Annotated in this window: 20 protein-coding genes; 13 read left to right on the forward strand and 7 right to left on the reverse strand. The window is 71.2% G+C overall.

Annotation, left to right across the window (positions count from 1 at the left end; genetic code table 11):
- Positions 1-864, forward strand: coding sequence for an ABC transporter permease (locus AB0J02_RS04575; protein ID WP_363192083.1), 864 nt, complete (start codon positions 1-3; stop codon positions 862-864).
- A gap of 11 nt (positions 865-875) precedes the next feature.
- The gene (locus tag AB0J02_RS04580) at positions 876-1,697 is read left to right on the forward strand and encodes an ABC transporter permease (RefSeq protein ID WP_363192084.1); all 822 of its coding nucleotides are present in this window, start codon (positions 876-878) and stop codon (positions 1,695-1,697) included.
- A gap of 9 nt (positions 1,698-1,706) precedes the next feature.
- Here AB0J02_RS04580 and AB0J02_RS04585 read toward each other — a convergent pair whose 3' ends face one another.
- From AB0J02_RS04585 to AB0J02_RS04600, 4 genes are all read right to left on the reverse strand, one after another.
- Complete coding sequence (locus AB0J02_RS04585) at positions 1,707-2,726, reverse strand: iron-siderophore ABC transporter substrate-binding protein (RefSeq protein WP_363192085.1); 1,020 nt, start codon at positions 2,724-2,726, stop codon at positions 1,707-1,709.
- Between the two features lie 18 nt (positions 2,727-2,744).
- Positions 2,745-3,617, reverse strand: a complete 873-nt coding sequence (locus AB0J02_RS04590) for an ABC transporter ATP-binding protein (RefSeq protein WP_363192086.1) — start codon at positions 3,615-3,617, stop codon at positions 2,745-2,747.
- Positions 3,618-3,869: 252 nt separating this feature from the next.
- A complete protein-coding gene (locus tag AB0J02_RS04595; protein WP_363192087.1) occupies positions 3,870-4,937 on the reverse strand; it encodes an iron chelate uptake ABC transporter family permease subunit in 1,068 nt (355 codons plus the stop codon).
- Between the two features lie 41 nt (positions 4,938-4,978).
- Positions 4,979-5,965: an iron ABC transporter permease gene (locus tag AB0J02_RS04600; protein ID WP_363192202.1), complete on the reverse strand. Its 987-nt coding sequence runs from the start codon at positions 5,963-5,965 to the stop codon at positions 4,979-4,981.
- A 256-nt stretch (positions 5,966-6,221) separates the two neighbouring features.
- Here AB0J02_RS04600 and AB0J02_RS04605 point away from each other — a divergent pair, with 256 nt between their 5' ends.
- Positions 6,222-6,803 carry an MSMEG_1061 family FMN-dependent PPOX-type flavoprotein gene (locus tag AB0J02_RS04605; protein WP_363192088.1) on the forward strand — a complete coding sequence of 194 codons (582 nt, stop codon included), beginning with the start codon at positions 6,222-6,224 and terminating at the stop codon, positions 6,801-6,803.
- Positions 6,804-6,842: 39 nt separating this feature from the next.
- The gene (locus AB0J02_RS04610; RefSeq protein WP_363192089.1) at positions 6,843-7,547 is read left to right on the forward strand and encodes an endonuclease V; all 705 of its coding nucleotides are present in this window, start codon (positions 6,843-6,845) and stop codon (positions 7,545-7,547) included.
- Here AB0J02_RS04610 and AB0J02_RS04615 read toward each other — a convergent pair.
- Positions 7,519-8,718 (reverse strand): saccharopine dehydrogenase NADP-binding domain-containing protein, encoded by a 1,200-nt coding sequence (locus tag AB0J02_RS04615; RefSeq protein ID WP_363192090.1) that lies wholly within the window; start codon positions 8,716-8,718, stop codon positions 7,519-7,521. The genes AB0J02_RS04610 and AB0J02_RS04615 overlap by 29 nt on opposite strands.
- 182 nt (positions 8,719-8,900) lie before the next feature.
- On the opposite strand from AB0J02_RS04615, the gene AB0J02_RS04620 reads away from it, so the two are divergent.
- The 4 genes from AB0J02_RS04620 to AB0J02_RS04635 all read left to right on the forward strand — a co-directional run bounded on the left by AB0J02_RS04620 (position 8,901) and on the right by AB0J02_RS04635 (position 14,869).
- Positions 8,901-10,058: a CaiB/BaiF CoA-transferase family protein gene (locus AB0J02_RS04620; protein WP_363192091.1), complete on the forward strand. Its 1,158-nt coding sequence runs from the start codon at positions 8,901-8,903 to the stop codon at positions 10,056-10,058.
- 8 nt (positions 10,059-10,066) lie between these two features.
- Entirely contained in the window at positions 10,067-11,209 is a 1,143-nt protein-coding gene (locus AB0J02_RS04625; RefSeq protein WP_363192092.1) for an acyl-CoA dehydrogenase family protein, read from the forward strand.
- Positions 11,210-11,235: 26 nt separating this feature from the next.
- A complete protein-coding gene (locus AB0J02_RS04630) occupies positions 11,236-12,450 on the forward strand; it encodes an acetyl-CoA C-acetyltransferase (protein WP_363192093.1) in 1,215 nt (404 codons plus the stop codon).
- A gap of 247 nt (positions 12,451-12,697) precedes the next feature.
- Positions 12,698-14,869, forward strand: coding sequence for a 3-hydroxyacyl-CoA dehydrogenase NAD-binding domain-containing protein (locus tag AB0J02_RS04635; protein WP_363192094.1), 2,172 nt, complete (start codon positions 12,698-12,700; stop codon positions 14,867-14,869).
- Between the two features lie 22 nt (positions 14,870-14,891).
- On the opposite strand, the gene AB0J02_RS04640 is transcribed toward AB0J02_RS04635, so the two are convergent.
- The gene (locus AB0J02_RS04640; RefSeq protein WP_363192095.1) at positions 14,892-15,677 is read right to left on the reverse strand and encodes a MerR family transcriptional regulator; all 786 of its coding nucleotides are present in this window, start codon (positions 15,675-15,677) and stop codon (positions 14,892-14,894) included.
- 292 nt (positions 15,678-15,969) lie between these two features.
- Here AB0J02_RS04640 and AB0J02_RS04645 point away from each other — a divergent pair, with 292 nt between their 5' ends.
- The 3 genes from AB0J02_RS04645 to AB0J02_RS04655 all read left to right on the forward strand — a co-directional run bounded on the left by AB0J02_RS04645 (position 15,970) and on the right by AB0J02_RS04655 (position 18,945).
- Positions 15,970-17,442, forward strand: coding sequence for an amino acid permease (locus tag AB0J02_RS04645; protein ID WP_363192096.1), 1,473 nt, complete (start codon positions 15,970-15,972; stop codon positions 17,440-17,442).
- A gap of 119 nt (positions 17,443-17,561) precedes the next feature.
- Positions 17,562-17,840, forward strand: coding sequence for a hypothetical protein (locus tag AB0J02_RS04650; RefSeq protein WP_363192097.1), 279 nt, complete (start codon positions 17,562-17,564; stop codon positions 17,838-17,840).
- 265 nt (positions 17,841-18,105) lie between these two features.
- Positions 18,106-18,945 carry an oxygenase MpaB family protein gene (locus AB0J02_RS04655; RefSeq protein WP_363192098.1) on the forward strand — a complete coding sequence of 280 codons (840 nt, stop codon included), beginning with the start codon at positions 18,106-18,108 and terminating at the stop codon, positions 18,943-18,945.
- 94 nt (positions 18,946-19,039) lie between these two features.
- On the opposite strand, the gene AB0J02_RS04660 is transcribed toward AB0J02_RS04655, so the two are convergent.
- Positions 19,040-20,515, reverse strand: a complete 1,476-nt coding sequence (locus AB0J02_RS04660; RefSeq protein ID WP_363192099.1) for a M1 family metallopeptidase — start codon at positions 20,513-20,515, stop codon at positions 19,040-19,042.
- Positions 20,516-20,716: 201 nt separating this feature from the next.
- Between AB0J02_RS04660 and AB0J02_RS04665 the strand changes: the two genes are divergently transcribed.
- Both AB0J02_RS04665 and AB0J02_RS04670 read left to right on the forward strand, forming a co-directional pair.
- Positions 20,717-22,684: a Xaa-Pro dipeptidyl-peptidase gene (locus tag AB0J02_RS04665; protein ID WP_363192100.1), complete on the forward strand. Its 1,968-nt coding sequence runs from the start codon at positions 20,717-20,719 to the stop codon at positions 22,682-22,684.
- Entirely contained in the window at positions 22,684-23,967 is a 1,284-nt protein-coding gene (locus tag AB0J02_RS04670) for a M14 family metallocarboxypeptidase (protein WP_363192101.1), read from the forward strand. The genes AB0J02_RS04665 and AB0J02_RS04670 overlap by 1 nt, the downstream gene beginning before the upstream one ends.
- The last annotated feature ends 101 nt before the right edge of the window (positions 23,968-24,068 follow it).

Here is a 24,068-nt window from a genome sequence, read left to right on the forward strand (position 1 = left end):
GTGACCATCGGGAGGAAAGCCGCCGGGGTGCTGCACCGCAGCCCCCGGCTACGCCTCGCACTGCTCCTCGCGGCGCCCCTGACCTGGCTCGTCGTCGCCTACCTGGGATCACTCGCGGTGCTCTTCCTGTCGGGCCTGTGGACCACGGACCCGTTCACGTCGGACATCGTGCGCACCTGGACCCTCGACAACTTCAAGACGCTGTTCACGACGGACGTGTACCGCCAAGTCGCCCTGCGTACCATAGGAGTTGCCCTCTGTGTCACCGTGCTGTGCGTCGTGCTCGCGTTCCCGATCGCCTTCTACACGGCGCGGGTCGCCCGCCCCCGGTGGCGTCCACTGCTCGTCGTCGCCATCCTCACCCCGCTGTGGGCCAGTTACCTCGTCAAGGCGTACGCGTGGCGCGTCATGCTCGCCGAAGGCGGCCTGCTGGACTGGCTGTTATCGCCCCTCGGACTGAGCGGCCCCGGCTACGGACTCACCGCCACAGTCCTCGTCCTGACCTACCTCTGGCTCCCGTACATGATCCTGCCGATCCACGCGGGCCTCGAACGCGTCCCCGAGGGACTGCTCGACGCCTCCGCCGACCTCGGCGCCCGCACCTGGCGCACCTTCCGCACGGTCCTGCTGCCGCTCGTCCTGCCGTCCGTCGCGGCAGGGTCCGTCTTCACGTTCTCGCTCAGCCTCGGCGACTACATCGCCGTACAAATCGTGGGCGGCAAAACGCAGTTGATCGGCAACGTCGTCTACTCCAACATCACCCTGGACCTGCCGCTGGCCGCCGCCCTCGGCACCGTGCCGGTCGTGGTCATCGTCCTCTACCTGCTCGCCGTGCGGCGCACGGGCGCGCTCAGCAGCCTCTGAAGGAGCCCGTGGTGCACCTGTCCCGCCCCGCGCGCATCGCGCTCCGCGTCGGCGCCCTCGTCGGCTTCACCGTCATCTACGTGCCGCTGCTCCTGGTCGTCGTCAACTCCCTCAACCAGGACCGCAGTTCGAGCTGGCCGCCGAGCGGTCTCACCCTGCGCTGGTGGCAGGACGCCTGGCACAGCGCGGGCGCCAGGGACGCCCTGTGGACCTCGGTGAAGGCGGGCCTCGGCGCCACCGTCATCGCCCTCGTCCTCGGCACGCTCATCGCCTTCGCGGTCTCCCGGCGCCGCTTCTTCGGCCGGGAGGCGATCTCCTTCGCCGTCGTCCTGCCCCTCGCGCTGCCGGGCATCATCACCGGCGTCGCCCTCAACACGGCGTTCCGCACGGTCCTGGAGCCGGTCGGGATCGGCCTCGGCCTGTTCACCGTGATCGTCGGGCATGCCACGTTCTGTGTCGTGGTCGTCTTCAACAACGTCGCCGCCCGGCTGCGCAGGCACCAGGGCTCGTACTCGTACGAGGAAGCGGCGATGGATCTGGGCGCCGACACCTTCCGGACGTTCCGTGACATCACGTTCCCTCTGACGCGCTCGGCGCTCGCGGCCGGCGGCCTGCTCGCGTTCGCGCTGTCCTTCGACGAGATCGTGGTCACCACGTTCACGGCGGGCCCCGGCGTCCGGACGCTCCCGCTGTGGATCTTCTCCAACATGGCCAGACCGCAGCAGGCCCCCGTGGTCAACGTCGTCGCCGTCGTCCTCGTCCTGCTGTCGGTCATCCCGGTCTACGTGGCCCAGCGGCTGTCCTCCGACACGGCGGCGGGCAGCCGCGTGTAGCCCGCTGCGCTACTTCTTCATGGCGTCCGCGAAGAGCGGCACCACGTTCTTGAGCGCGTACCGGACGGACAGCACCGAGTCGGTGGCGAAGGCCTGGCTGATGTTCGGGTCGTCGAAGACCACCGCGTGCCCCTTCTTCGCCGCCGGGATCGACGCGAACAGCGGGTCGGAGCTGATCTTCTTCGCCGTCGTGCCGATCGGCGCCATCACCATCAGATCGGCGTCGAGCATCTGGAGGTTCTCCTCCGACACGGGCACGGAGAACGCGCTGCCCGCCTTCTTCTCCACCGCCGGGTTGTTCGTGAAGCCGAGCCGCTCGACGAAGTCGATACGACCGGTGCCGCGCACGTACGCGCCCCAGGCCGATGCCGTACGGGAGCCGACGGTGATCGTCTTCCCCTTGAACTCGGGGTGCGCGGCCGCCGCGTCGCTGAACTCCTTCTCGGTGTCCGCGATCAGCTTCTCGCCCTTCTCGGGCACCCCGAGCGCCTGGGCGACCATCGTCGTCTGCTTCTCCCAGGTCTGCTTGTACTGGTCGCCGCCCTTCGGCACCCCGACGGTCGGCGCGATCTTGCTGAGGGTGTCGTAACGGGTCTGGTCGCCGCTCGACTTGGTGTCCAGGATGAGGTCGGGCCTGAGCGCCGCGATCTTCTCGTACTCGGGCTCCAGCGTGCCGATCTTCTGCGGCGACTTGTCGTACTTGCCCTTGGCCCAGGGGCCGACACCGTCCCCGCCGAACGCCAGCCAGTCGCTCGCCGCGACGGGCTGCACGCCGAGCGCGAGGGCCGTCTCCGCGTCGCCCCAGCCGAGGGCGACCACGCGCTTCGGCTGCTGCTTCACCGTGACGGTGCCGAACTTCGTGGACACCTTCGCGGGGAAAGCGCCGGAGGACTTCTGGCCGGCGCCGGCGGCGTCGTCGTCCGAGTGGGAACCGCAGGCCGCGAGCGAGCCGGCGAGCGCGAGAGCGAGGGCGCCGACGAGGAACCGGGAACGGCGGCGGCCGGTACGGCCGGGAGAGGGGGTGGGCATGGCGATGTTCCTGTCTTTCTACGCGGACGGGGTGGGGGAGGCGCTCATGTGATGGCGCCCCATCGGGACGATGAGCGGGGTGCCGGACGCCGGGTCGGGGACGACGGTGCTGCGCAGCCCGAAGACCTCCTCGACGAGGGACTCGGTGACGATGTCCGAGGGCGCGCCCTCGGCGACGATCCGGCCGTCCTTCATGGCGACGAGATGGTCTGCGTAGCGGCACGCCAGGTTGAGGTCGTGCAGGACCACGACCAGCGTGACGCCGCGCTCCCGGTTGAGATCGGTCAGCAGGTCCAGGACGTCGAGCTGATGGCTGATGTCGAGGTAGGTCGTCGGCTCGTCGAGCAACAGGACGTCGGTCTGCTGCGCCAGGGCCATGGCGATCCAGACGCGCTGGCGCTGACCGCCGGAGAGTTCGTCGATGGACCGCTCCGCAAGGTCGAGCACGTCGGTCGCGTGCAGCGCCGCGGCAACCGCCTCGTCGTCCGCGGGCGTCCAGCGCCGGAACCAGCCCTGATGCGGATAGCGGCCGCGCCCGACCAGATCGGCGACGGTGATCGACTCCGGCGCGACCGGCGTCTGCGGCAGCACGCCGAGCACCGCCGCCACGTCCTTGGTGGACATGTCGTGCACGCTGCGCCCGTTGAGCAGGACCGTGCCGGCCGTCGGGGCGAGCAGCCGGGCCATCGACCGCAGCAGAGTCGACTTACCACAGGCGTTCGGCCCGACCACGACGGTGATCCGGCCCGGCGGAACATCGACATCGAGCCCGGAGATGATCCGGCGCTCCCCGTATCCGAGCGCGAGCCCGCGGGCCTGCAAGGTGTGCGGTGAGGTCACGGCCGTCTCCTCGTCGTCGGGGCGGAAGGGGTGGGGCGGGGCGGAGGGCATGGTCGGGGGTCCCGGGTGGCGGGGGTGCAGGGGTGCGGACGGGTTGGGCCGGTGGTGGCTGTGTTCCGGCCGCGCGGGGTCTTCGCGGCGGCCCCGGAGACCGGCTCGGGCGGCATGGGTGATCGGGTGCAAGTGGGTGGGGCCGACGGAGGCCTGGTCGGGCCGGATCTTCGAGACCCCGGCCCGATTGGTGCCGTAGCGGGGGGACAGGGCGCGTGGGCCTGTGCCATGAGGGAGGGAGGCATCGCATCGTCAGCCGCCCTGGCCGGATCTGTTGGCGCGGGCCAGGAGCCATAGGAGGTACGGGGCGCCGATCACGCTCGTGACGATGCCGACCGGCAATTGGGTGCCGGGGACCAGGTGCTGGGCGGCGAAGTCGGCGACGATCACGAGCAGCGCGCCGGTCGCGGCGGACGGCAGCAGGGCGGCGCCCTGCCCCGGCAGCAGGCGCCGGGCGATGGGCGGCGACACGAAGGCGACGAACCCGACGGGGCCCGCGGCGGCCGTCGCCACCCCGGCGAGGGCGGTGGCGCAGGCGAGCAGGGCGAGCCGGTCCCGCTCGACGCGTGCGCCGAGCCCGCCGGCCGTGTCGTCGCCGAGTTGCAGCGCGGGCAGCGCCCGGGCCGCCAGGGCGGTCAGCGGTACGAGCAGGACGGCGCCGACGAGCAGCGGCCAGAAGTGCGGCCAGGAACGCCCGTTGAGGCTTCCGGTCAGCCACAGGAACGCGGTCTGCGCCTCACTGACGTCCGACCGTGTCATCTGGTACGAGATCACGCTCGACAGGCCCGTCCCGATACCCAGGCCGACGAGGACGAGCCGGTATCCGCTCACCCCCTTGCGCCAGGCCAGCACATAGACCGCCGTGCCCGCGGCGAGGGCGCCGGCCAGCGCCACGAACGACAGCGGAGTGCCGCTCAGCCCGGCGAGCCCGCCGGCCAGGACGACGGCGGCGCCCGCGCCCGAGCTCACCCCGATCACATCGGGGCTCGCCAGCGGATTGCGCAGCAGCGTCTGGAACACGGCGCCGGACAACCCGAAGCAGCAGCCCACCAGCAGCGCCAACAAGGCCCGCGGCAGCCGCAGTTCGAGGACGACGAACCGGGTTCCGCTGTCGCCGCCGCCCAGCAGGGTGGCGACCACGTCAGGTAGCCGAACCGTGTAGTCGCCGTAGCCGAGCGCGACGCACAGCGCGACGAGCGCGGCGACGAGCAGGCCGCCGCTGACACCGATGAACCGGGCGCGTCCGCGGCGGCGTACCGAGGACACCCGGGCCGTAGCCGCGCGCAGGGCATCGTCGGCCGGACGGAGCGTGTCCCTCACTGGTCCGCCGCTCACCACTTCATCGCTCGCCACTCCGCCGCTCACAGCTCCACCGTCTTTCTGCGCCGTACGAGGACGACGAAGGGGATCGCGCCCAGCGCGGCCGTCATCACCCCGACCTGGACCTCGCCGGGCCGGGCGATCAGCCGGCCGACGACATCGGCGAGCAGCAGCGCGGCCGGCGCGAGCAGGGCGCTGTACGGCAGGATCCAGCGGTAGTCGGGCCCGGTGATCAGGCGTGCCGCGTGCGGAACGGCCAGGCCCACGAAGGCGATCGGCCCGGCGACGACGGTCGCGGCCCCGCAGAGCAGGACCACACAGGCCGCGGCGCCGAGCCGGGCCCGGGCGATCCGCTGGCCGAGCCCGCGGGCCGTGTCGTCGCCCAGGGCGAGGGTGTTGAGCTGCGGGCCCAGCGCGAGGGCCAGGACCCCGCCCACGGCGATGAAGGGCAGGGCCTGCCACAGCACGGCGGGTTCACGGCCCGTGAGTGAGCCGACCTGCCAGAAACGGAACTGGTCGAAGGTCCTGCTGTCCGTGAGCAGCATCGCGCTGGTCAGGGCGGAGAGTGCGGCGGCCACGGCCGCCCCGGACAGGGCGAGTTTCACCGGGGTGGCGCCCTCGCGCCCCATGCTGCCGATCCCGTGGACGAGCACGGCGGCGAGGCAGGCGCCGAGGAAGCCGAACCAGATGTACTGCCGCGGGTCGGTCAGGGCGAGCACGCTGATGGCGAAGACCACGAAGACGGAGGCTCCGGCGTTGACGCCCAACAGGCCGGGGTCGGCGAGGGGGTTGCGGGCCACACCCTGCATGACGGTGCCGGCGAGTCCGAGCGCCAGGCCCGCGAGCAGGCCCGCCGCGGTGCGCGGGATGCGGACCTCCCGCACGATGAGCTGGGCACGGTCGCCGCGGTCGGGGCTGAAGAGACCGGCGACGACGTCGTCGAGCGGTACGTGTCCCGAGCCGACGCCGAGGCTGAGTGCCACCGCGGCCACGAGGACGAGCGCGACGGCGAACAGGCCGAGGAGCAGCCGGCCGCGGCGAGGAGAGCGAGGGGAGGCCGCGGGAGCCTTACGGCGCGGCAGCGCCTTCGGTCCCGCCACAGTGAGTTGCACTGGATCGTTCCTTGTCCGCCGTCCGGCTTCGGCCGCGCAGCGGCAGGCACTGGAACGACAGGTTCCAGTCATTAGGTGAGGCTAACCTAACATCAGATAAGGTTCACCGAGCAACTACTCTGGCGGGCATCCGCGGGCGTCGCCGGAGGCCCGTACGAATCCAGGAGTCGGCTTGCTGCACACCACGGACACCCTCGCGCCCCGGCCGCCCGGCGAGCCGGCGGACGGCTACGTGGAGCTGCGGTCCGCGGCCGAGCTGCGCGAGATCCTCGGCGAGCCGCACCCGATCGTGATCGACAAGGTCCACGACCGACTCGACGACGCGGACCGGGAGTTGATAGCCCGCTCGCCGTTCTGCCTGCTCTCCACGGCCGACGCCCACGGCAACTGCGACGTGTCGCCGCGCGGCGACGGCCCCGGGTTCGCGCACATCGTCGACGCCGGCACCCTCGCCCTGCCGGACCGGCCCGGCAACCGTCGCGGCGACAGCTTCCACAACGTCCTGGAGAACCCGCACGCGAGCCTGCTGTTCCTGATACCCGGCGCCACCGACGTCCTGCGCGTCAACGGCCGGGCCCGCGTCCTCACCGACGCCCCCTTCTTCGACGGCATGACCGTCAAGGGACAGCGGCCGACCCTCGCGCTGCTCCTGGACATCGACGAGATCTACCTCCACTGCCCGCAGTCGCTGCGCCGGTCCGGCCTGTGGAAGCCCGCGACGTGGGAGAACGCGGGCCGCCCCGGTCAGCGGTGAGCGAGGGGAGGCCCCGCGCGCGCTGTCTAAGGTTGGCGCATGCGGACGATCACGGGGATTCCTGAGGGCTGGCCGACGGACGAGGCGGCGGCGCGCGCGGTGCAGGACGCGCTGCGGGACCGCGTCGTGGTGGACGAGGCCGGGCCGGAGCCGGGGGCGGGCACGGTCACCGGGATCGATGTCGCCTACGACGACGCACGCGATGTCGTCGCCGCGGCCGCGGTCGTGCTGGACGCCGCGACACTCGACGTCGTCGAGGAGGCGACCGCGGTCGGGCGCGTCGCTTTCCCCTATGTGCCGGGCCTGTTGGCGTTCCGCGAGATCCCGGCGGTCCTCGGCGCTCTGCGGGCGCTGCGCACCGATCCGGGTCTCGTCGTGTGCGACGGCTACGGTCTCGCCCACCCGCGCCGCTTCGGACTCGCGAGCCACCTCGGCGTGCTCACCGGGCTGCCGACGATGGGCGTCGCCAAGAACCCCTTCGCCTTCACGCACGGCGAGTTGGGGCCCGGTCGGGGGAGCACCGTCGCGCTGACGGACGCGGGCGAGGAGGTCGGCCGGGCCCTGCGCACCCGCGAGGGCGTGAAGCCGGTGTACGTCTCGGTGGGCCACCGGATCTCCCTGGCCGGCGCGTGCGCCCACACGCTGGCCCTGACCCCCGCCTACCGGCTGCCGGAGACGACCCGCAGGGCCGACCGGCTGTGCCGGGACGCCCTGCTCACCGCTGCGCGGCGACCCGGAAGGTGAGACCGGCCGCCCGCAGCCGTCCGATCAGCGCGTCACCCATCGCCACGGCGGTGGTCACCTGCCCCGCGGTGTCGGGGAGCTCGTCCTGGGCCAGGCACATCGCGGACTCCGCGAGCATCTTCGCGGTCTCCGTGTAGCCGGGATCGCCGCCAGACACCTCGGTGAAGACCCGGCGCCCGCCGCCCTCGCCCACGAACCGCACCGAGAACCAGCTCTTGGCCCTGCGCGCCTCGTCGGGTCCGTCGCCGGGCAGCAGCCTGTTCCCCAACCAGCGCCGTACGGGCGGTACTTGGGCCGCGGTGAACAGCGCTCCCGCGGCCGCCACCCCGCCCACCGCGAACGGCAGCGACTTCACGGCCGCGTAGTGCCGGTAGCGGAAGTCCGGGCCGTAGCACTCCAGGGCCCGCGCGGAACGCTGCACCACCTGCGGGTCGAGAGTCGGCAGCGGCAGCGCCCACGCCCCGACCTCCTTGGCGTACCGCGGCGTCCCCGTCGGCGCGTACGCGGTGCGGCCCACGAGCCGCGGCTGGTGCCGCCGCCGGTCCTGCTGCGCGGCGAGCATCTGCCGGGCCCGCCCGAACTGGTTCAGCGCGGACGTGAACGTGCCGCCCGAGAACGTGGCGTTCGTCCGCACGAACCCGTCGACCCGCAGCGGCACCGCCGTCGGCAGCTGCCGCACGGTGAAGTACGCGCCCAGGTCGTGCGGGACCGAGTCGAAGCCGCACGCGTGCACCAGCCGGGCGCCCGTCTCGCGCGCGCGGGCGTCGTGCCGCACATACATGAGGTCCACGAACTCGGGCTCGCCGGTGAGGTCCACATAGTCGGTGCCCGCGTCGGCGCACGCGGTGACCAGGCCCTCCCCGTACTCCAGGTACGGGCCGACGGTCGTGGCCACCACGCGCGTGCGAGAGGCGAGCGCGCGCAGCGACGCCGCGTCGGCGACGTCCGCCCGCTCCAGCGGCAGCACCGCGCACGCCGGGTCGATGCCGGTGAGCCGCTCGCGCAGCCGCTCCAGCTTGGCCGTGTCGCGGCCCGCTATCGCCCAGCGCAACCCTTCGGGAGCGTGCGCCGCGAAGTACTCGGCGGTGAGCACCCCCACGAAGCCCGTCGCCCCGAACAACACCACGTCGTACGCCCTGTCCGTGTTCTTCGGGCTTTCAGGCCTGCGCATGACACCCCTCACCGTGCTCTCGTGCCGTCGTCGGTGGCCGAGGCTAGCGTGCGCGCGGGCGGCAGGCCGTGCCGGTCCGGAATTTGGCTAAGCGCTTGCTCGTCGGGGGTTGTGCTGACCGGGGCGGCTTCATAGCATCAATGGTGTTACATCAGTTGTGTCACAGACGGGGGCGTGGCCGGATGACAAGGGCAGGCACAGAGGCCGGCGGTGGCCCGCTCGCCGGGGTGCGCGTGGTCGAGCTCGCCGGGATCGGCCCGGGGCCGTTCGCCGCGATGCTCCTCGCCGACCTCGGCGCCGACGTCGTACGGGTCGACCGGCCCGGTGGCGCGGGCCTCGCGATCGACCCCGCGTACGACGTCACCAACCGCAACAAGCGCTCGGTGATCGTCGACCTGAAGGCCGCGGACGGCGCCGAGCGCGTACTGCGGCTCGTCGACCGCGCCGACGTACTGATCGAGGGCTACCGGCCGGGCGTCGCCGAGCGCCTCGGAGTGGGCCCCGGGACCTGTCACGCCCGCAACCCGAAGCTGGTCTACGGCCGGATGACCGGCTGGGGCCAGGAAGGCCCCCTCGCCCAGCGCGCCGGGCACGACATCGGGTACATCGCGCTCACCGGCACCCTCGGCATGATCGGCAAGCCGGACGAGCCGCCGACCGTCCCCGCCAACCTCGTCGGGGACTACGCGGGCGGCTCCCTCTATCTCGTCGTCGGCATCCTGGCCGCCCTCCACCACGCCCGCGCCACCGGCGCCGGACAGGTCGTCGACGCCGCGATCGTCGACGGGACCTCCCACCTCACCGCGATGATCCACGGCATGCTCGCGGCCGGCGGCTGGCAGGACCGGCGCGGCGCCAACCTGCTCGACGGCGGCTGCCCGTTCTATGGCACGTACGAGACCGCCGACGGCCAGTACATGGCGGTCGGCGCCCTTGAGCAGCGGTTCTACGACGCGTTCATCGACCTCATGGGTCTCGCCGGCGTCGCGCCCGCGCGCAAGGACCTGGCCCGCTGGGACGAGCTGCGCGAGACCGTCGCCGCGCGCTTCAAGGAGCGTACGAGGGACGAGTGGACGGCCGTCTTCGAGGGCTCCGACGCCTGCGTGGCCCCCGTCCTCTCGCTGCGCGAGGCCCCGGACCATCCGCACCTCGCCGCCCGCGGCACGTTCGTCGACCACGGCGGCATCACCCAGCCCGCCCCCGCGCCCCGCTTCTCGGGCACCCCCACCGCCGTCCGCTCGGGCCCCGCCCTGCCGGGCGCCGACACCGCGGCGGTCGCCCGCGACTGGGGCGTACCCGAACCGGACGGGCCCACCGACTCACCGAAGAAAGGCAGTTGATCGCGAGCATGGAGCGACGTCTGTTCAGCGCCGAGCACGAGGCGTTCCGCGAGACCGTCCGCACCTTCCTCGCCAAGGAGGTGACCCCGCACTACGAGCAGTGGGAGAAGGACGGCATCGTCGCGCGCGAGGCCTGGCTCGCCGCCGGACGCCAGGGGCTGCTCGGCCTCGCCGTGCCCGAGGAGTACGGGGGCGGCGGCACCGCCGACTTCCGCTACAGCGCCGTTCTCGCCGAGGAGTTCACCCGCGCGGGCGCCGCCGGGCTCGCCGTGGGCCTGCACAACGACATCATCGGCCCGTACCTGACCTCGCTGGGCACCGAGGAGCAGAAGCGGCGCTGGCTGCCCGGCTTCTGCGACGGTTCGACGATCACCGCCATCGCGATGACCGAACCCGGCGCCGGCTCCGACCTCCAGGGCATCCGCACCACCGCCGAGGACAAGGGCGACCACTGGCTGCTCAACGGCTCCAAGACCTTCATCTCCAACGGCATCCTCGCCGACCTCGTGATCGTGGTCGCCAGGACCACGCAGGAAGGTGGCGCGCACGGGCTCTCGCTCCTCGTCGTCGAGCGCGGTATGAAGGGCTTCGAGCGTGGCCGCAACCTCGACAAGATCGGCCAGAAGGCGCAGGACACGGCCGAGTTGTTCTTCGACGACGTACGCGTCCCGAAGGAGAATCTCCTCGGGGAGACCAACGGCGCGTTCATCCACCTGATGACGAACCTCGCGCAGGAGCGCATGGGCATCGCCGTCGCCGCCATCGCCGCCGCCGAGCACCTGCTGGAGATCACCACGAGTTACGTCAAGGAGCGCGAGGCCTTCGGGCGGCCGCTCGCCAAGCTGCAGCACATCCGGTTCGAGATCGCCGAGATGGCCACCGAGTGCGCCGTCACCCGGACGTTCCTCGACCGCTGCATCGAGGACCACTCGGCGGGCACCCTCGACGCCGTGCACGCCTCCATGGCCAAGTGGTGGGCCACCGAGCTGCAGAAGCGCGTAGCCGACCGCTGCCTCCAACTGCACGGCGGATACGGGTACATGACCGAGTACCGCGTCGCGAAGGCCTTCACCGACGGGCGCATCCAGACCATCTACGGCGGCACGACCGAGATCATGAAGGAGATCATCGGCCGTTCGCTGCTGTCCTGACCAGACCCTCGTTGAAAGGCACTTCCGTGACCACAGACGCGTACGTCTACGACGCGATCCGCACCCCGCGCGGCCGGGGCAAGGCCACCGGCTCCCTGCACGGCACCAAGCCGATCGACCTCGTCGTCGGGCTCATCCACGAGCTTCAGGCCCGCCTCCCCGATCTGGACCCCGCCGCGATCGACGACATCGTGCTCGGCGTGGTGGGCCCGGTCGGCGACCAGGGTTCCGACATCGCCCGCGTCGCCGCGATCGCCGCGGGCCTGCCCGACACGGTCGCGGGCGTCCAGGAGAACCGCTTCTGTGCCTCCGGCCTCGAAGCCGTCAACCTGGCGGCGATGAAGGTCCGTTCGGGCTGGGAGGACCTCGTCCTCGCCGGCGGCGTCGAGTCGATGTCCCGGGTGCCGATGGCCTCCGACGGCGGTGCCTGGTTCGCCGACCCGATGACCAACTTCGAGACCGGCTTCGTACCGCAGGGCATCGGCGCCGACCTCATCGCCACCATCGAGGGCTTCTCGCGGCGGGACGTCGACGAGTACGCGGCGCTCTCCCAGGAGCGCGCCGCCGCCGCGGTGAAGGACGGCCGCTTCGACCGGTCGATCGTCCCGGTCAAGGACCGCAGCGGGCTGACCGTCCTCGACCACGACGAGTTCCTGCGCCCCGGCACCACCGCCGATTCGCTCGCCAGGCTCAAGCCGTCCTTCAAGGACATCGGCGACCTGGGCGGATTCGACGCCGTCGCGCTGCAGAAGTACCACTGGGTCGAGAAGATCGACCACGTCCACCACGCGGGCAACTCCTCGGGCATCGTCGACGGCGCGTCGCTGGTCGCCGTCGGCTCGCGCGAGGTCGGCGAGCGCCACGGCCTCACCCCGCGGGCCCGCATCGTCTCGGTGGCTGTCTCCGGCTCCGAGCCGACCATCATGCTCACCGGCCCCGCGCCCGCGACCCGCAAGGCCCTCGCCAAGGCGGGCCTGACCATCGACGACATCGACCTCGTCGAGATCAACGAGGCGTTCGCGGCGGTCGTGCTCCGCTTCGTGCGGGACATGGGACTGTCCCTGGACAAGGTCAATGTCAACGGAGGGGCGATCGCGCTCGGGCATCCGCTGGGCGCGACCGGGGCGATGATCCTGGGCACGTTGGTCGATGAGCTGGAGCGGCGGGATCTTCGGTACGGGCTGGCCACGTTGTGTGTCGGCGGGGGGATGGGGATCGCCACGATCGTGGAGCGGGTGTAGCGCCGTAGGGGCGGGTGCTGTCCGTCTGGTGCGGGCCTGTGGGCCTTCTCGCGCCGTTCCCCGAGCCCCTGGAGCATGCGGCTTCGCCGCAGCCCCATGGATGAGATGGCGCACGCAGTGCGCGTCTCAGGGGGCGCGGGGAACGGCGCGACCAGCCACGACGCACCCGGCCACGAGACGCCACCACCCTCCCCAGAATCCGCCCCCCGTCAAAACTCCCCGCATCAGACTTCACGGAGACGCAGACATGACGCAGAGCACCACCATCCACTGGCAACAAGACGAAACCGGCATCGTCACCCTCGTCCTGGACGACCCGAACCAGTCCGCGAACACGATGAACCAGGCGTTCAAGGACTCCATCGCCGCGATCGCCGACCGGGCAGAGGCAGAGCGCGACTCCATCCGGGGCATCATCTACACCTCCGCCAAGAAGACCTTCTTCGCGGGCGGTGACCTGAAGGACATGATGAAGGCCGGCCCCGAGGACGCGCAGGCCGTCTTCGAGACCGGCATCGGCATCAAGAACTCGCTGCGCCGCATCGAGACGCTCGGCAAGCCCGTCGTCGCCGCCATCAACGGCGCGGCCCTGGGCGGCGGTTACGAGATCGCCCTGGCCAGCCACCACCGCGTCGCGCTCGACGCGCCAGGCTCCAAGATCGGCCTCCCCGAGGTCACGCTCGGCCTGCTCCCCGCGGGCGGCGGCGTCACCCGCACCGTCCGCCTCATGGGCATCGCCGACGCGCTCCTCAAGGTGCTGCTCCAGGGAACCCAGTACACCCCGAAGCGTGCCCTGGAGAACGGCCTGATCCATGAAGTGGCCGCGACCCGCGAGGAGATGATCGAGAAGGCCCGCGCCTTCATCGACGCCAACCCCGAGTCGCAGCAGCCCTGGGACAAGCCCGGCTACCGCATCCCCGGCGGCACCCCGGCCAACCCGAAGTTCGCGGCGAACCTGCCCGCGTTCCCGGCCAACCTCAAGAAGCAGCTGAACGGCGCCCCCTACCCGGCCCCGCGCAACATCCTCGCGGCCGCCGTCGAGGGCTCCCAGGTCGACTTCGAGACGGCCCTGACCATCGAGGCCCGCTACTTCACCGAGCTGGTCACGGGACAGACCGCGAAGAACATGATCCAGGCGTTCTTCTTCGACCTCCAGGCCGTCAACTCGGGCGCCAACCGCCCCAAGGGGATCGAGCCGCGAAAGATCCGCAAGGCCGCTGTGCTCGGGGCCGGCATGATGGGCGCGGGCATCGCCTACTCCTGTGCCCGCGCGGGCATCGAGGTCGTCCTCAAGGACGTGTCGGCCGAGGCCGCCGCCAAGGGCAAGGCGTACTCCGAGAAGCTGTGCGCCAAGGCCGTCTCCCGTGGACGTACGACCCAGGAGAAGGCGGACGCGCTGCTCGCCCGCATCACGCCCACCGCCGACCCGCAGGCGCTGGCCGGCTGCGACGCCGTCATCGAGGCCGTCTTCGAGGATCCCTCGCTCAAGCACAAGGTGTTCCAGGAGATCCAGCACGTCGTCGCCCCCGACGCGCTGCTGTGCTCCAACACCTCCACGCTGCCGATCAGCGTCCTCGCCGAAGGCGTCGAGCGCCGGGCCGACTTCATCGGCCTGCACTTCTTCTCGCCCGTCGACAAGATGCCGCTCGTCGAGATCATCAAGGGCGAGCACACCGGTGACGAGGCACTGGCCCGCGCCTTCGACCTCGTACGGCAGATCAACAAGACGCCGATCGTCGTCAACGACTCGCGCGGCTTCTTCACCTCGCGCGTCATCGGCCACTTCATCAACGAGGGTGTCGCCATGGTCGGCGAGGGCATCGAGCCCGCCTCCGTCGAGCAGGCGGCGGGCCAGGCCGGCTACCCGGCCAAGGTCCTGTCCCTGATGGACGAGCTGACCCTCACCCTGCCCCGCAAGATCCGCAAGGAGACGCAGGCGGCGATCGAGGAAGAGGGCGGCACCTGGACCCCGCACCCCGCCGAGGGGGTCATTGACCGCATGGTCGACGAGTTCGGGCGCCCCGGACGCAGCGGCGGCGCGGGCTTCTACGAGTACGGCGAGGACGGCAAGCGCGCCGGACTCTGGCCGGGCCTGCGCGAGCACTTCACGAAGCCGGGGACGGAGATCCCGTTCGAGGACATGCAGGAACGCATGCTCTTCTCGGAGGCGCTCGACACGGTGCGGCTCGTGGAGGAGGGCGTCCTGACGTCCGTCGCCGACGCCAACATCGGCTCCATCTTCGGCATCGGCTTCCCCGGCTGGACCGGCGGCGTGCTCCAGTACATCAACGGCTACGAGGGCGGTCCCACCGGATTCGTCGCCCGCGCACGGGAGTTGGCCGAGCGCTACGGCGACCGGTTCCTGCCGCCCGCGCTGCTGGTGGAGAAGGCGGAGAAGGGCGAGACCTTCACGGACTGACGCCGGCTCCGGCGGGAGGCGTTCAGCCCTCGGCGCGGAACGCCTCCCGCAGCTCCTCCTTCAACGACCGCTGGAACGCGGTCACCAGGGCCTGCACGACCATGGGCTGCATATGGGCCGACAGCGACTTCATCGCCGCGAGGTGCTCCGGATCCGACGCGCGCTCCCGGTAGGGCCCCCACACCTCGTCCCGGAACAGCCGCGACAACTCGTGCGCCGCCTGCCGGGTGTGATCGAGGAGGACGGTGCGGGCGGCGAGGATCGTCTCGTGCGCGATCGGTACGCCGAGCAGCTGCACGCCGAGCCGGAGCAGGCCCACGTCCACGCGGTACACGTCGCCGTCCTCGTCGTACGCGACGACGCCCATCGCGGACAGCCGGTCCAGGTCGGCGCCGGACAGGGCACGGCCCGCCCGGCGCTCCAGCTCGGCGCGGGACATGTCCTCCGCGGCGTCCGGAGCCCAACTCGCCACCACCGCACGGTGAATGGCCAGGTCGTGGGCGCTGAGATCGGCCGGCAGCTGCTCCAGGTAGCGCTCGATCGCGGCCAGGGTCATGCCCTGGTGCTGCAGTTCCTCGATGAGCGCGAGCCGGGACAGATGGTCCTGCCCGTAGAGGCCGACCCGGCGCGGGCCGATCACCGGCGGCGGCAGCAGTCCGCGCGTGCTGTAGAAGCGGACGGTGCGGACCGTGACGCCGGCGCGTGCGGCCAGCTCGTCGACGGTCAGCGTGGGGGAGGACGCCGCCTCGAAGTCCTCGGAGCCCTCGGCGTCGTCGGTGTCGTCGGTGTCGTCGGTGTACGTCGTCATGTCCGCCTCGGGTCGCTCTCGTACACGTCTACCGGTGTCGATCAGGGCTCAACAGTATTGCTGAGACACCGATGTTGTGAAAGTGCCTTATACGCCTGACTTGGCGGCCTGTACAGAGTCGTCCCGCCCTGTGAGAAGAACCGCTATGTGATCTGTACCACCGCGTGCCCGGTGATCTCTGGGGGAAGGTGCACAGTCGGTCCGCGCACTGTCAGGGGTGTCGCGGGCCCCAGCAGATCCGGACCCCGGCTGACCTGTGCGTCGCCGGGCACCACAGAGTGGACACCCCCACGTGAGCAAGGACGCCGTGAACACGGCCGTGGACGCATCCCCCACAGATGCGGTCCAGACGCCCGCCGACGCGGGCGACGCCGGTTACAGCAAGGACCTCAAGGCCCGCCACGTCAACATGATCGCGATCGGTGGCGCGATCGGCACCGGACTCTTCCTGGGCGCGGGCGGCCGCCTCCACTCGGCGGGCCCCGCCCTCGTCTTCGCGTACCTCGTCTGCGGACTCTTCGCGTACCTGGTCGTGCGCGCCCTCGGCGAGATGGTCGTGTACCGGCCCTCCTCCGGTTCCTTCGTGTCGTACGCGCGCGAGTTCCTCGGTGAGAAGGGCGCCTACGTCGCCGGTTGGATGTACTTCCTCAACTGGTCGATGACCGGCATCGCCGACATCACGGCGATCGCCCTCTATACGCAGTACTGGAGCGCCTTCACCACGATTCCGCAGTGGGTGCTGGCGCTGATCGCCCTGGCCGTCGTGCTCGGCGTGAACCTCATCTCGGTGAAGTACTTCGGCGAGATGGAGTTCTGGTTCTCGATCATCAAGGTGGCCACGCTGGTGGCCTTCCTGTTCGTGGGCATCTTCCTGATCGCCACGCAGCACCCGGTCGACGGCCATACACCCGGTCTGAGCATGATCACGGACAACGGCGGCTTCATGCCGAGCGGCATGATGTCGGTGGTCCTCGTCATGCAGGGCGTCGTGTTCGCCTACGCGGCCCTGGAGCTGGTGGGCGTCGCCGCGGGCGAGACGGCCGAACCGCACAAGGTCGTCCCGCGCGCCGTGAACTCGATCATGTGGCGCGTCGGCCTGTTCTACTGCGGCTCGGTCCTCGTGCTCGCCCTGCTGCTCCCGTCGACGACGTACTCGTCGGAGGAGAGCCCGTTCGTCACCCTGTTCAGCAAGCTGGGCATCGGCGGCATCGGCGACATCATGAACCTGGTCGTGCTCACCGCGGCCATGTCCAGCCTCAACTCCGGCCTGTACTCCACCGGCCGCATCCTGCGCTCCATGGCGATGTCGGGCTCCGCGCCGAAGTTCACCGCCAGGATGAACCGCAGCCAGGTGCCCTACGGCGGCATCCTGCTCACCGCGGGCGTCGGCGTCCTCGGCGTGGGTCTCAACTACCTCCTGCCGCACGACGCCTTCGAGATCGTCATCGAGATCTCCTCGATCGGCATCATCGGCACCTGGGTCATGATCATGGTCGCCCACCTGGCGTTCGTGCGCCGGGCCAAGGAGGGCCTGGTCCAGCGTCCCGCCTTCCGCCTCCCGTGGTCCCCGGTCACCGAGATCGTCACGATCGTCTTCCTCCTCGTCGTCCTCGGCCTCATGTGGAACGACGCGGAGACCGGCCGCAAGACGCTCTCCCTGATCCCGGTCGTCGCGGTCCTGCTGGTGGCCGGCTGGTTCGCCGCCCGCCGCCGCATCGCGCGCGAGGGGCTTCCGGAGCTGACGAAGTCGCCCAAGGGCGAGTAGAGCGCCCCGCCCCGGCCCGGGTATTCACCGGGCCGGGCTGTCCGGGCATGGCTGCCGGTGTGAAAGTTCCCGGGCCCCCGAAGCGTTGCGTCCGTGTGGCGATCGGGTAGGACTCAGGCATGGCCCTGGTTCCGTGGGACGTTCACCTCAAGTCGGGTCAATTCGCCGTTTATGCGGCCGCGTTGATGGCAGCGCTCGTCACCTCCGTCCGGCGGCGGCCCCGCCGGGCGGCGCAGGCACCGCCCGCGCCGCCCGCACCCCCGCAGCTGCGGGCCCACGTCGTGCCGACCCACCACACTCCGGCGGACGCCGAGCACACGGCCGCCGTCACGGACCTGTGCACGTGCGTCGCGGAACTCGCCTCCGACCTGGCCAAGCGCTACGGCGGCGAGATCTAGGGCCTGTCTTCGAACTCCCCTCTGCCCGGTGACGCCCGGCACGCACTCCCGCCGCGCCGGGCGTAAAGCCGAGTACGCCCCGTACGAGGCCCCGCGCCCGGCCCGCCGAGAGCACGCACCGAACGCGCCGGGCCGCCCTCCGGGCGACGAGGGGAGTTTGAAGACAGGCCCTGGGAGAGGCGCACAGCGGCCGAGGGAGCGCGGCGCGGGCAGCGCATACTGGGACACAGACACCACTGTCCCCGCGCGCCCCACAGGAAGCCGCATGAAGCAGCACGACCCGGACCCGACGCCGCCCCCGCCCGGCGGGCTCCTCTGGGACACCGCGGGCGACATCCGCTCGCTGCTCGCGCTGCCGGCCGCGTTCGTGCTCCAGGTCGCGCACCCCGCCGTCGGCGCCGGCGTCGACGACCACTCGGTGTTCAGGACCGACCCGTGGGGCCGCGGACAGCGCTCGCTCACCTCGGTCCTGCTGTGGGTCTACGGAGGCGAGGCCGCCGCCGAGGAGGGCCGCAGGCTGCGCCGCCTGCACCGCACCATCCAGGGCACGGACCCGCACGGCAGCCGCTACCACGCGCTGACCCCCGCGTACTACGCCTGGGTCCATGCCACGGGCTACCCCGTCGCCCGCTACGCCCGCCGCTACTTCGCCCGGCCCTTCACACCCGCCGAGGACGAGCGGTTCTACGCGGAGTGGCTGATGGTCGGGCGGATCCTCGGCATCCACGACCGCGACATGCCGCAGACGACCGAGGAGTTCTGGCCGTACTACGAGAAGGTGCTCGCGCGGGAGATCGGGTCGAACGCGGTGGTCGCGGAACTGACGGCCGCAGACCGGGCCGTCCCGCCGCCGCCAGGGCCCCGGGTGCTGCGTCTTGTGTGGCCGCTGCTGCGTCCCGCGCTGACCCGGGTGCTCCGGTTCCTGTCGATCGGCCTGCTCCCGCCCGAGGCCCGCGAGGCGATCGGCCTCGAATGGACCCCGTGGCAGGAGCGGCGGTTGCGGCGGGTGGCGGTGCTGGTCCGGTGGGCCGTCCCACGTCTACCCGAGCGCCTGAGGTACCTCCCGCTCGCCCGTCGGGCGAGGGCGGCCACCCGTCTGCCGTGAGCGGTCCGTCCGCCGGGTGCGGCTCGCAGGGGCTTCTCGCGCAGTTCCCCGCGCCGGGGACCGCGCGAGAAGCCCCCACCCGGCCGCAGACGGATCAGTGCTCCGCGTGCACCCCGTCGGTCGCCGCGATCTTCTTCCACGACTTGGGCTGCTGCGGCGCGGCAGCGGCGCGAGCAGCGGGCTGAGCCGGCTTCGACGGCTGGTACAGCCACGTGTCGAACAGCGCCGAGAGCGGCTTGCCGGAGACCTTCTCCGCGTACTGCTCGAAGTCGGCGACACTCGCGTTGCCGTACGCGTGGGCCTGCGGCCAGCCCTTCAGGATCTCGAAGAACTTCTTCTCGCCGACGGCGTTGCGCAGCGCCTGTATCGCGACGGCCCCCCGGTCGTAGACAGCTGAGGCGAACTGGTTCTCCGCCCCCGGGTCGCCCGGCTCGACCTGCCAGAACGCATCGTCCGCCGGGTGCTGCGCGTACACGTAGTCCGCGAGCTCCTGCGCCGTGCCCTCGCCCTCCTTCTCGGACCAGAGCCACTGGCTGTAACGGGCGAAGCCCTCGTTGATCCAGATGTCCTTCCAGTCGTCGACGGAGACGCTGTCGCCGTACCACTGGTGGGCCAGCTCATGGACGACCACGGACACGTTCGAGCCGTTCGCGAACTGCTTCGGCGAGTAGAAGGGCCGCGTCTGCGTCTCGAGGGCGAACGACGACGGCACGTTCGGCACGTACCCGCCGAGCGCCTCGAAGGGGTACTTGCCGTAGACGGACTCCAGCCATTCGGCGACCTCGGCGGTGCGCTCCACGCTCGCCTTGGCGGCGCCCTCGTTCGCGCCGAGGTCCTTGCTGTACGCGTTGATGACGGGCAGGCCGTCCGCCGTCTTGTCCGTCGTGATGTCGAACTTGCCGACCGCGAGCGTCGAGAGATACGTGGCCTGCGGCTTGCTGGAGCGCCAGTTGAACCGGGTCCAGCCCAGGCTCGAACTCTGCGACTGCAGCGTGCCGTTGGAGATCGCCTGGGTGCCGTCCGGGACGGCCACCGAGACGTCGTACGTGGCCTTGTCACGCGGATGGTCGTTGGACGGGAACCACCAGGCGGCCGCCTCCGGCTCGTTGGCGGCGACGCCGCCGTCCGGGGTGCGCTGCCAGGACGTGAATCCCCACAGCTTCACCTCGGACGGCTTGCCCGCGTACTTCACGACGACCGTGAACGGGGTGCCCTTGGGCAGCCCGGCCGCGGGCGTCACCTCCAGTTCCTGCACCCCGGACTTGGCGAACGCCGCCTTCTTGCCGTTCACCCTGACCTCGCTCGCGGTGAGCCCGAAGTCGAGGTCGAACCGCGACAGGTCCTGCGTGGAGGAGGCGAGGATCGTCGCCGTGCCCTCCAACAGGTCCGTCTTCGGCTGGTACTTCAGCCGCAGGTCGTAGTGGGAGACGTCGTAACCGCCGTTCCCGTACGTCGGGTAGTAGGGATCGCCGATGCCCGCGGCCCCAGGCCGGAAGTCGGCGGCCGACGCCGGGATCGCCAGCAGAAGGGAGACCGCCAGCGCGCCGGGGGCGATGAGTCTGCGGTACACAAGAGCTCCAAGTCGTAGGGACAGGCCGAGGAATGATCTCGTCCGCGAGCCTATTCAGCACCCCCCGCCCCGGTCATGTCCATGGCCGCAGCTGTCACACGATCGCCATTCGGCCGACATGTGCCTTTGCGCCCCAAGCGCCTGTCATCAGTGCGTACGGCCCTCTGTCGCACAGGAGTTGACCCGTGTAGCTTCCGCGCCATGCCGATATCCGCCAGACGCACCCACCGCCTCTGGAGAACGTTCGCAGCAGCGGCCACCACCGCGCTGCTCGCCGTTCTCGTCGTCCCCGGCGCCGCCCAGGCCGCACCCGCCGCCCGCGAGTCGCAGCCCGTCTACTCGTACGAGAACGCGATCCGCGAGTCCGTCTGGGTGGACACCCGCGTCGACGGCGATGACGACGGGAGGACCGACCGGGTCGCCGTCGACATCGTCCGCCCGCGCGAACCCGCCGCGCAGGGCCGCAAGATCCCCGTGATCATGGACGCCAGCCCGTACTACTCCTGCTGCGGGCGCGGCAACGAGAGCCAGCTGAAGACGTACGACGCCAACGGCAACGTCGTCCAGATGCCGCTCTACTACGACAACTACTTCGTGCCCCGCGGCTACGCGTTCGTCGCCGTCGACCTCGCCGGCACCAACCGCTCCGACGGCTGTGTCGACGTCGGCGGACGCTCCGACGTCCAGTCCGCCAAGGCCGTCGTCGACTGGCTGAACGGCCGCGCCCAGGGCTACTCCAGCCGTACCGGCACCGCACGAGCCGAGGCGGACTGGACCAACGGCCGTACCGGCATGATCGGCAAGAGCTACGACGGCACCATCGCCAACGGCGTGGCCGCGACCGGCGTCGAGGGTCTGGAGACCATCGTCCCGATCAGCGGGATCTCGTCCTGGTACGACTACTACTTCCAGCAGGGCGCTCCGCTCTACGACTCGGGTCCCGAGTGGCTGTCCGACTACGTCGAGAGCCCGGAGGCCCGCGCCCGCTGCGCCGCCGTGCAGCAGCGACTTGTCGATGAAGCGCCCCGCAGCGGCGACTGGACCTCCCTGTGGGAGGAGCGCGACTACGTCAAGGACGCGCACAAGGTGAAGGCCAGCGTCTTCATCGCCCACGGCATGCAGGACCTCAACGTCCGCGCCAAGCACTTCGGCCAGTGGTGGGACGCGCTCGCCAAGAACGGCGTCGACCGCAAGATCTGGCTCTCCCAGACCGGCCACGTCGACCCGTTCGACTACCGCCGCGACGCCTGGGTCTCCACCCTGCACCGCTGGTTCGACCACGAACTCCTCGGCTACGACAACGGCATCGACCGCGAGCCGATGGCCGACATCGAGCGCACCCCGGACCACTGGACCACCGACAAGGTCTGGCCCGCGCGCACCGCGACGACGACCGCGCTGCGTCCCGGCAAGGGCAGCGCCGCGGGCGTCGGCACCCTCGGCCTCAAGACAGGCCGCGGCACCGAGACGTTCACCGACGACCCGGCCCTCAGCGAGACCGACTGGGCCGCGCAGATCGACACGTCGACCCCCGGCAAGGCCGGATTCATCAGCCGCCCGCTCGGCAAGGACCTGCGCCTGTCCGGTTCCTCGAAGGTGACGGTCACCGCGACCCCGACCACGGCCAGCGCCCACCTGAGCGCCGTCCTGGTCGACCTCGGCCCGGCCACCATCCGCGACTACGCGGGCGCCGGCGAAGGCATCACCACGCTCACCGAACGCAGCTGCTACGGCCCCAGCACCACCGGTGACAGCTCCTGCTACAAGAACACGCAGACCGACGCGACGGACGTCAACTCGACCGTGTTCAGCCGCGGCTGGGCCGACCTCGGCACCTACGCGAACCCGGACAAGGGCCGCCCGCTGACCCCCGGCAAGGCGTACACCGTCACGCTCCAGCTCGCCGCGAGCGACCACGTCGTACCCAAGGGCCACCGGCTCGCCCTGATCGTCGCCGGGACGGACAAGGACCTGATCGACCCCCCGTCGACCAGGCCGACCCTCGCCCTCGACCTGTCCCGCACCGTGGCCCGCGTCCCCGTCGTCGGCGGCGCCGGCGCGTTCGCGGCCGCCACCGCCGGGTCCCGCGGCGCCACGCCCCACGCGACCGCGGCCGACGGCCTGAGCACGTTCCGCCAGGACCGCCCCGTCCCGGGAGGCAGCAACTGATGAACCCCCGTAAGCGCGTCCTCGCCCTGGCCACCGCCGGGGCGGCGCTCGCCGCGCCCTTGGTGGTGAGCGCCCCCGCCCAGGCCACCTCCACGGCGCCGCGGACCGGCTTCGAGCAGACGAACGGCGCCCGCTGGACCAGTCAGCCCGAGGAGCAGCGGCTCCTCGCCGCCGTCGACAAGGCCTCCGACCGGGTCTCCGTCTCCCGCATCGGCACGACGAAGCAGGACCGCCCGGTGCAACTGGTCCGCATCGGCACCCACCGCACCGCGAACACGGTGCTGCTGATCTGCAGCCAGCACGGCGACGAACCGTCCGGGCGCGAGGCGTGTCTCACCCAGATCCGCGACCTCGCGTACGCCAAGGACAAGGCCACGCAGGCCTTCCTGGCCCGTACGACCCTCCTCGTCGTGCCCACCGCCAACCCCGACGGGCGCGCCGCCGACACCCGCGGCAACTCCGACGGCATCGACATCAACCGCGACCACATCGCCCTCAAGACGGCGGAGGCGCGGGCGATGGCGGCCGTCATCCGCGACCGGCGGCCCGACGTCATCTACGACCTGCACGAGTACGGGGCCACCCCGCGGTACTACGACAAGGCCCTCTTCGACCTCTGGCCGCGCAACCTGAACACCGACACCAAGGTCCACGACGAGGCCGAGACGCTGTCGCTCGACTACGTCCGCCCCGCCGCGAACGCCGCCGGGCACTCCACGGGCACGTACGGCATCTGGACCGACCCGGTCACCGGCGACCCGGTCAAGCAGACCGCGGGCGACGGACAGGAGCGCATCCTGCGCAACGTCTCCGGCGTCAAGCACGCGGTGGGCCTGCTCATCGAGAGCCGCGTCGACCCCGGCACCCCCGCGGAGGAGGCCGACGCGTCGCTGAACAACCGGCGCCGCCGCGACTCCCAACTCGCCGCGCTCGGGGGCCTGTTGCGCTTCACCAAGGAACGGGTCGGCCGGGTCGAGGCGGCGACGGGCGCCGCCCGGCTCGCCGGATTTCGTGACACCGGGCCGATCTACGTGGGCGGCGCCGACAACGACCCGGCCGGACCCGCCGAGACCATCCAGGACCCGCCCTGCGGGTACCGCCTCACCGCGGACCAGTTCGCCGAGTACAAAGACGAGTTGTCCCTGCACGGCATCACCGTCCGGAAATCGGGCAGTGGAGCCTTTGTGCCGCTGCGGCAGTCCGAACGGGCCCTGGTCGCACTGCTGCTCGACGCCCGAGCGCCCTACCACTTGACGGAAGGAGCGCCCGACACCAGCTGCTGAACAAGTGTGGGACGCGTCGAATGTGGTAGGCCCTAAAGGGTGACAACCCCTCAGAAACCACCCCCCGACGCGTCCCACCTCGCAGAGGGCGCGACAGATGG

This window comes from Streptomyces sp. NPDC050264, assembly GCF_040655895.1.
Taxonomy (GTDB): domain Bacteria; phylum Actinomycetota; class Actinomycetes; order Streptomycetales; family Streptomycetaceae; genus Streptomyces.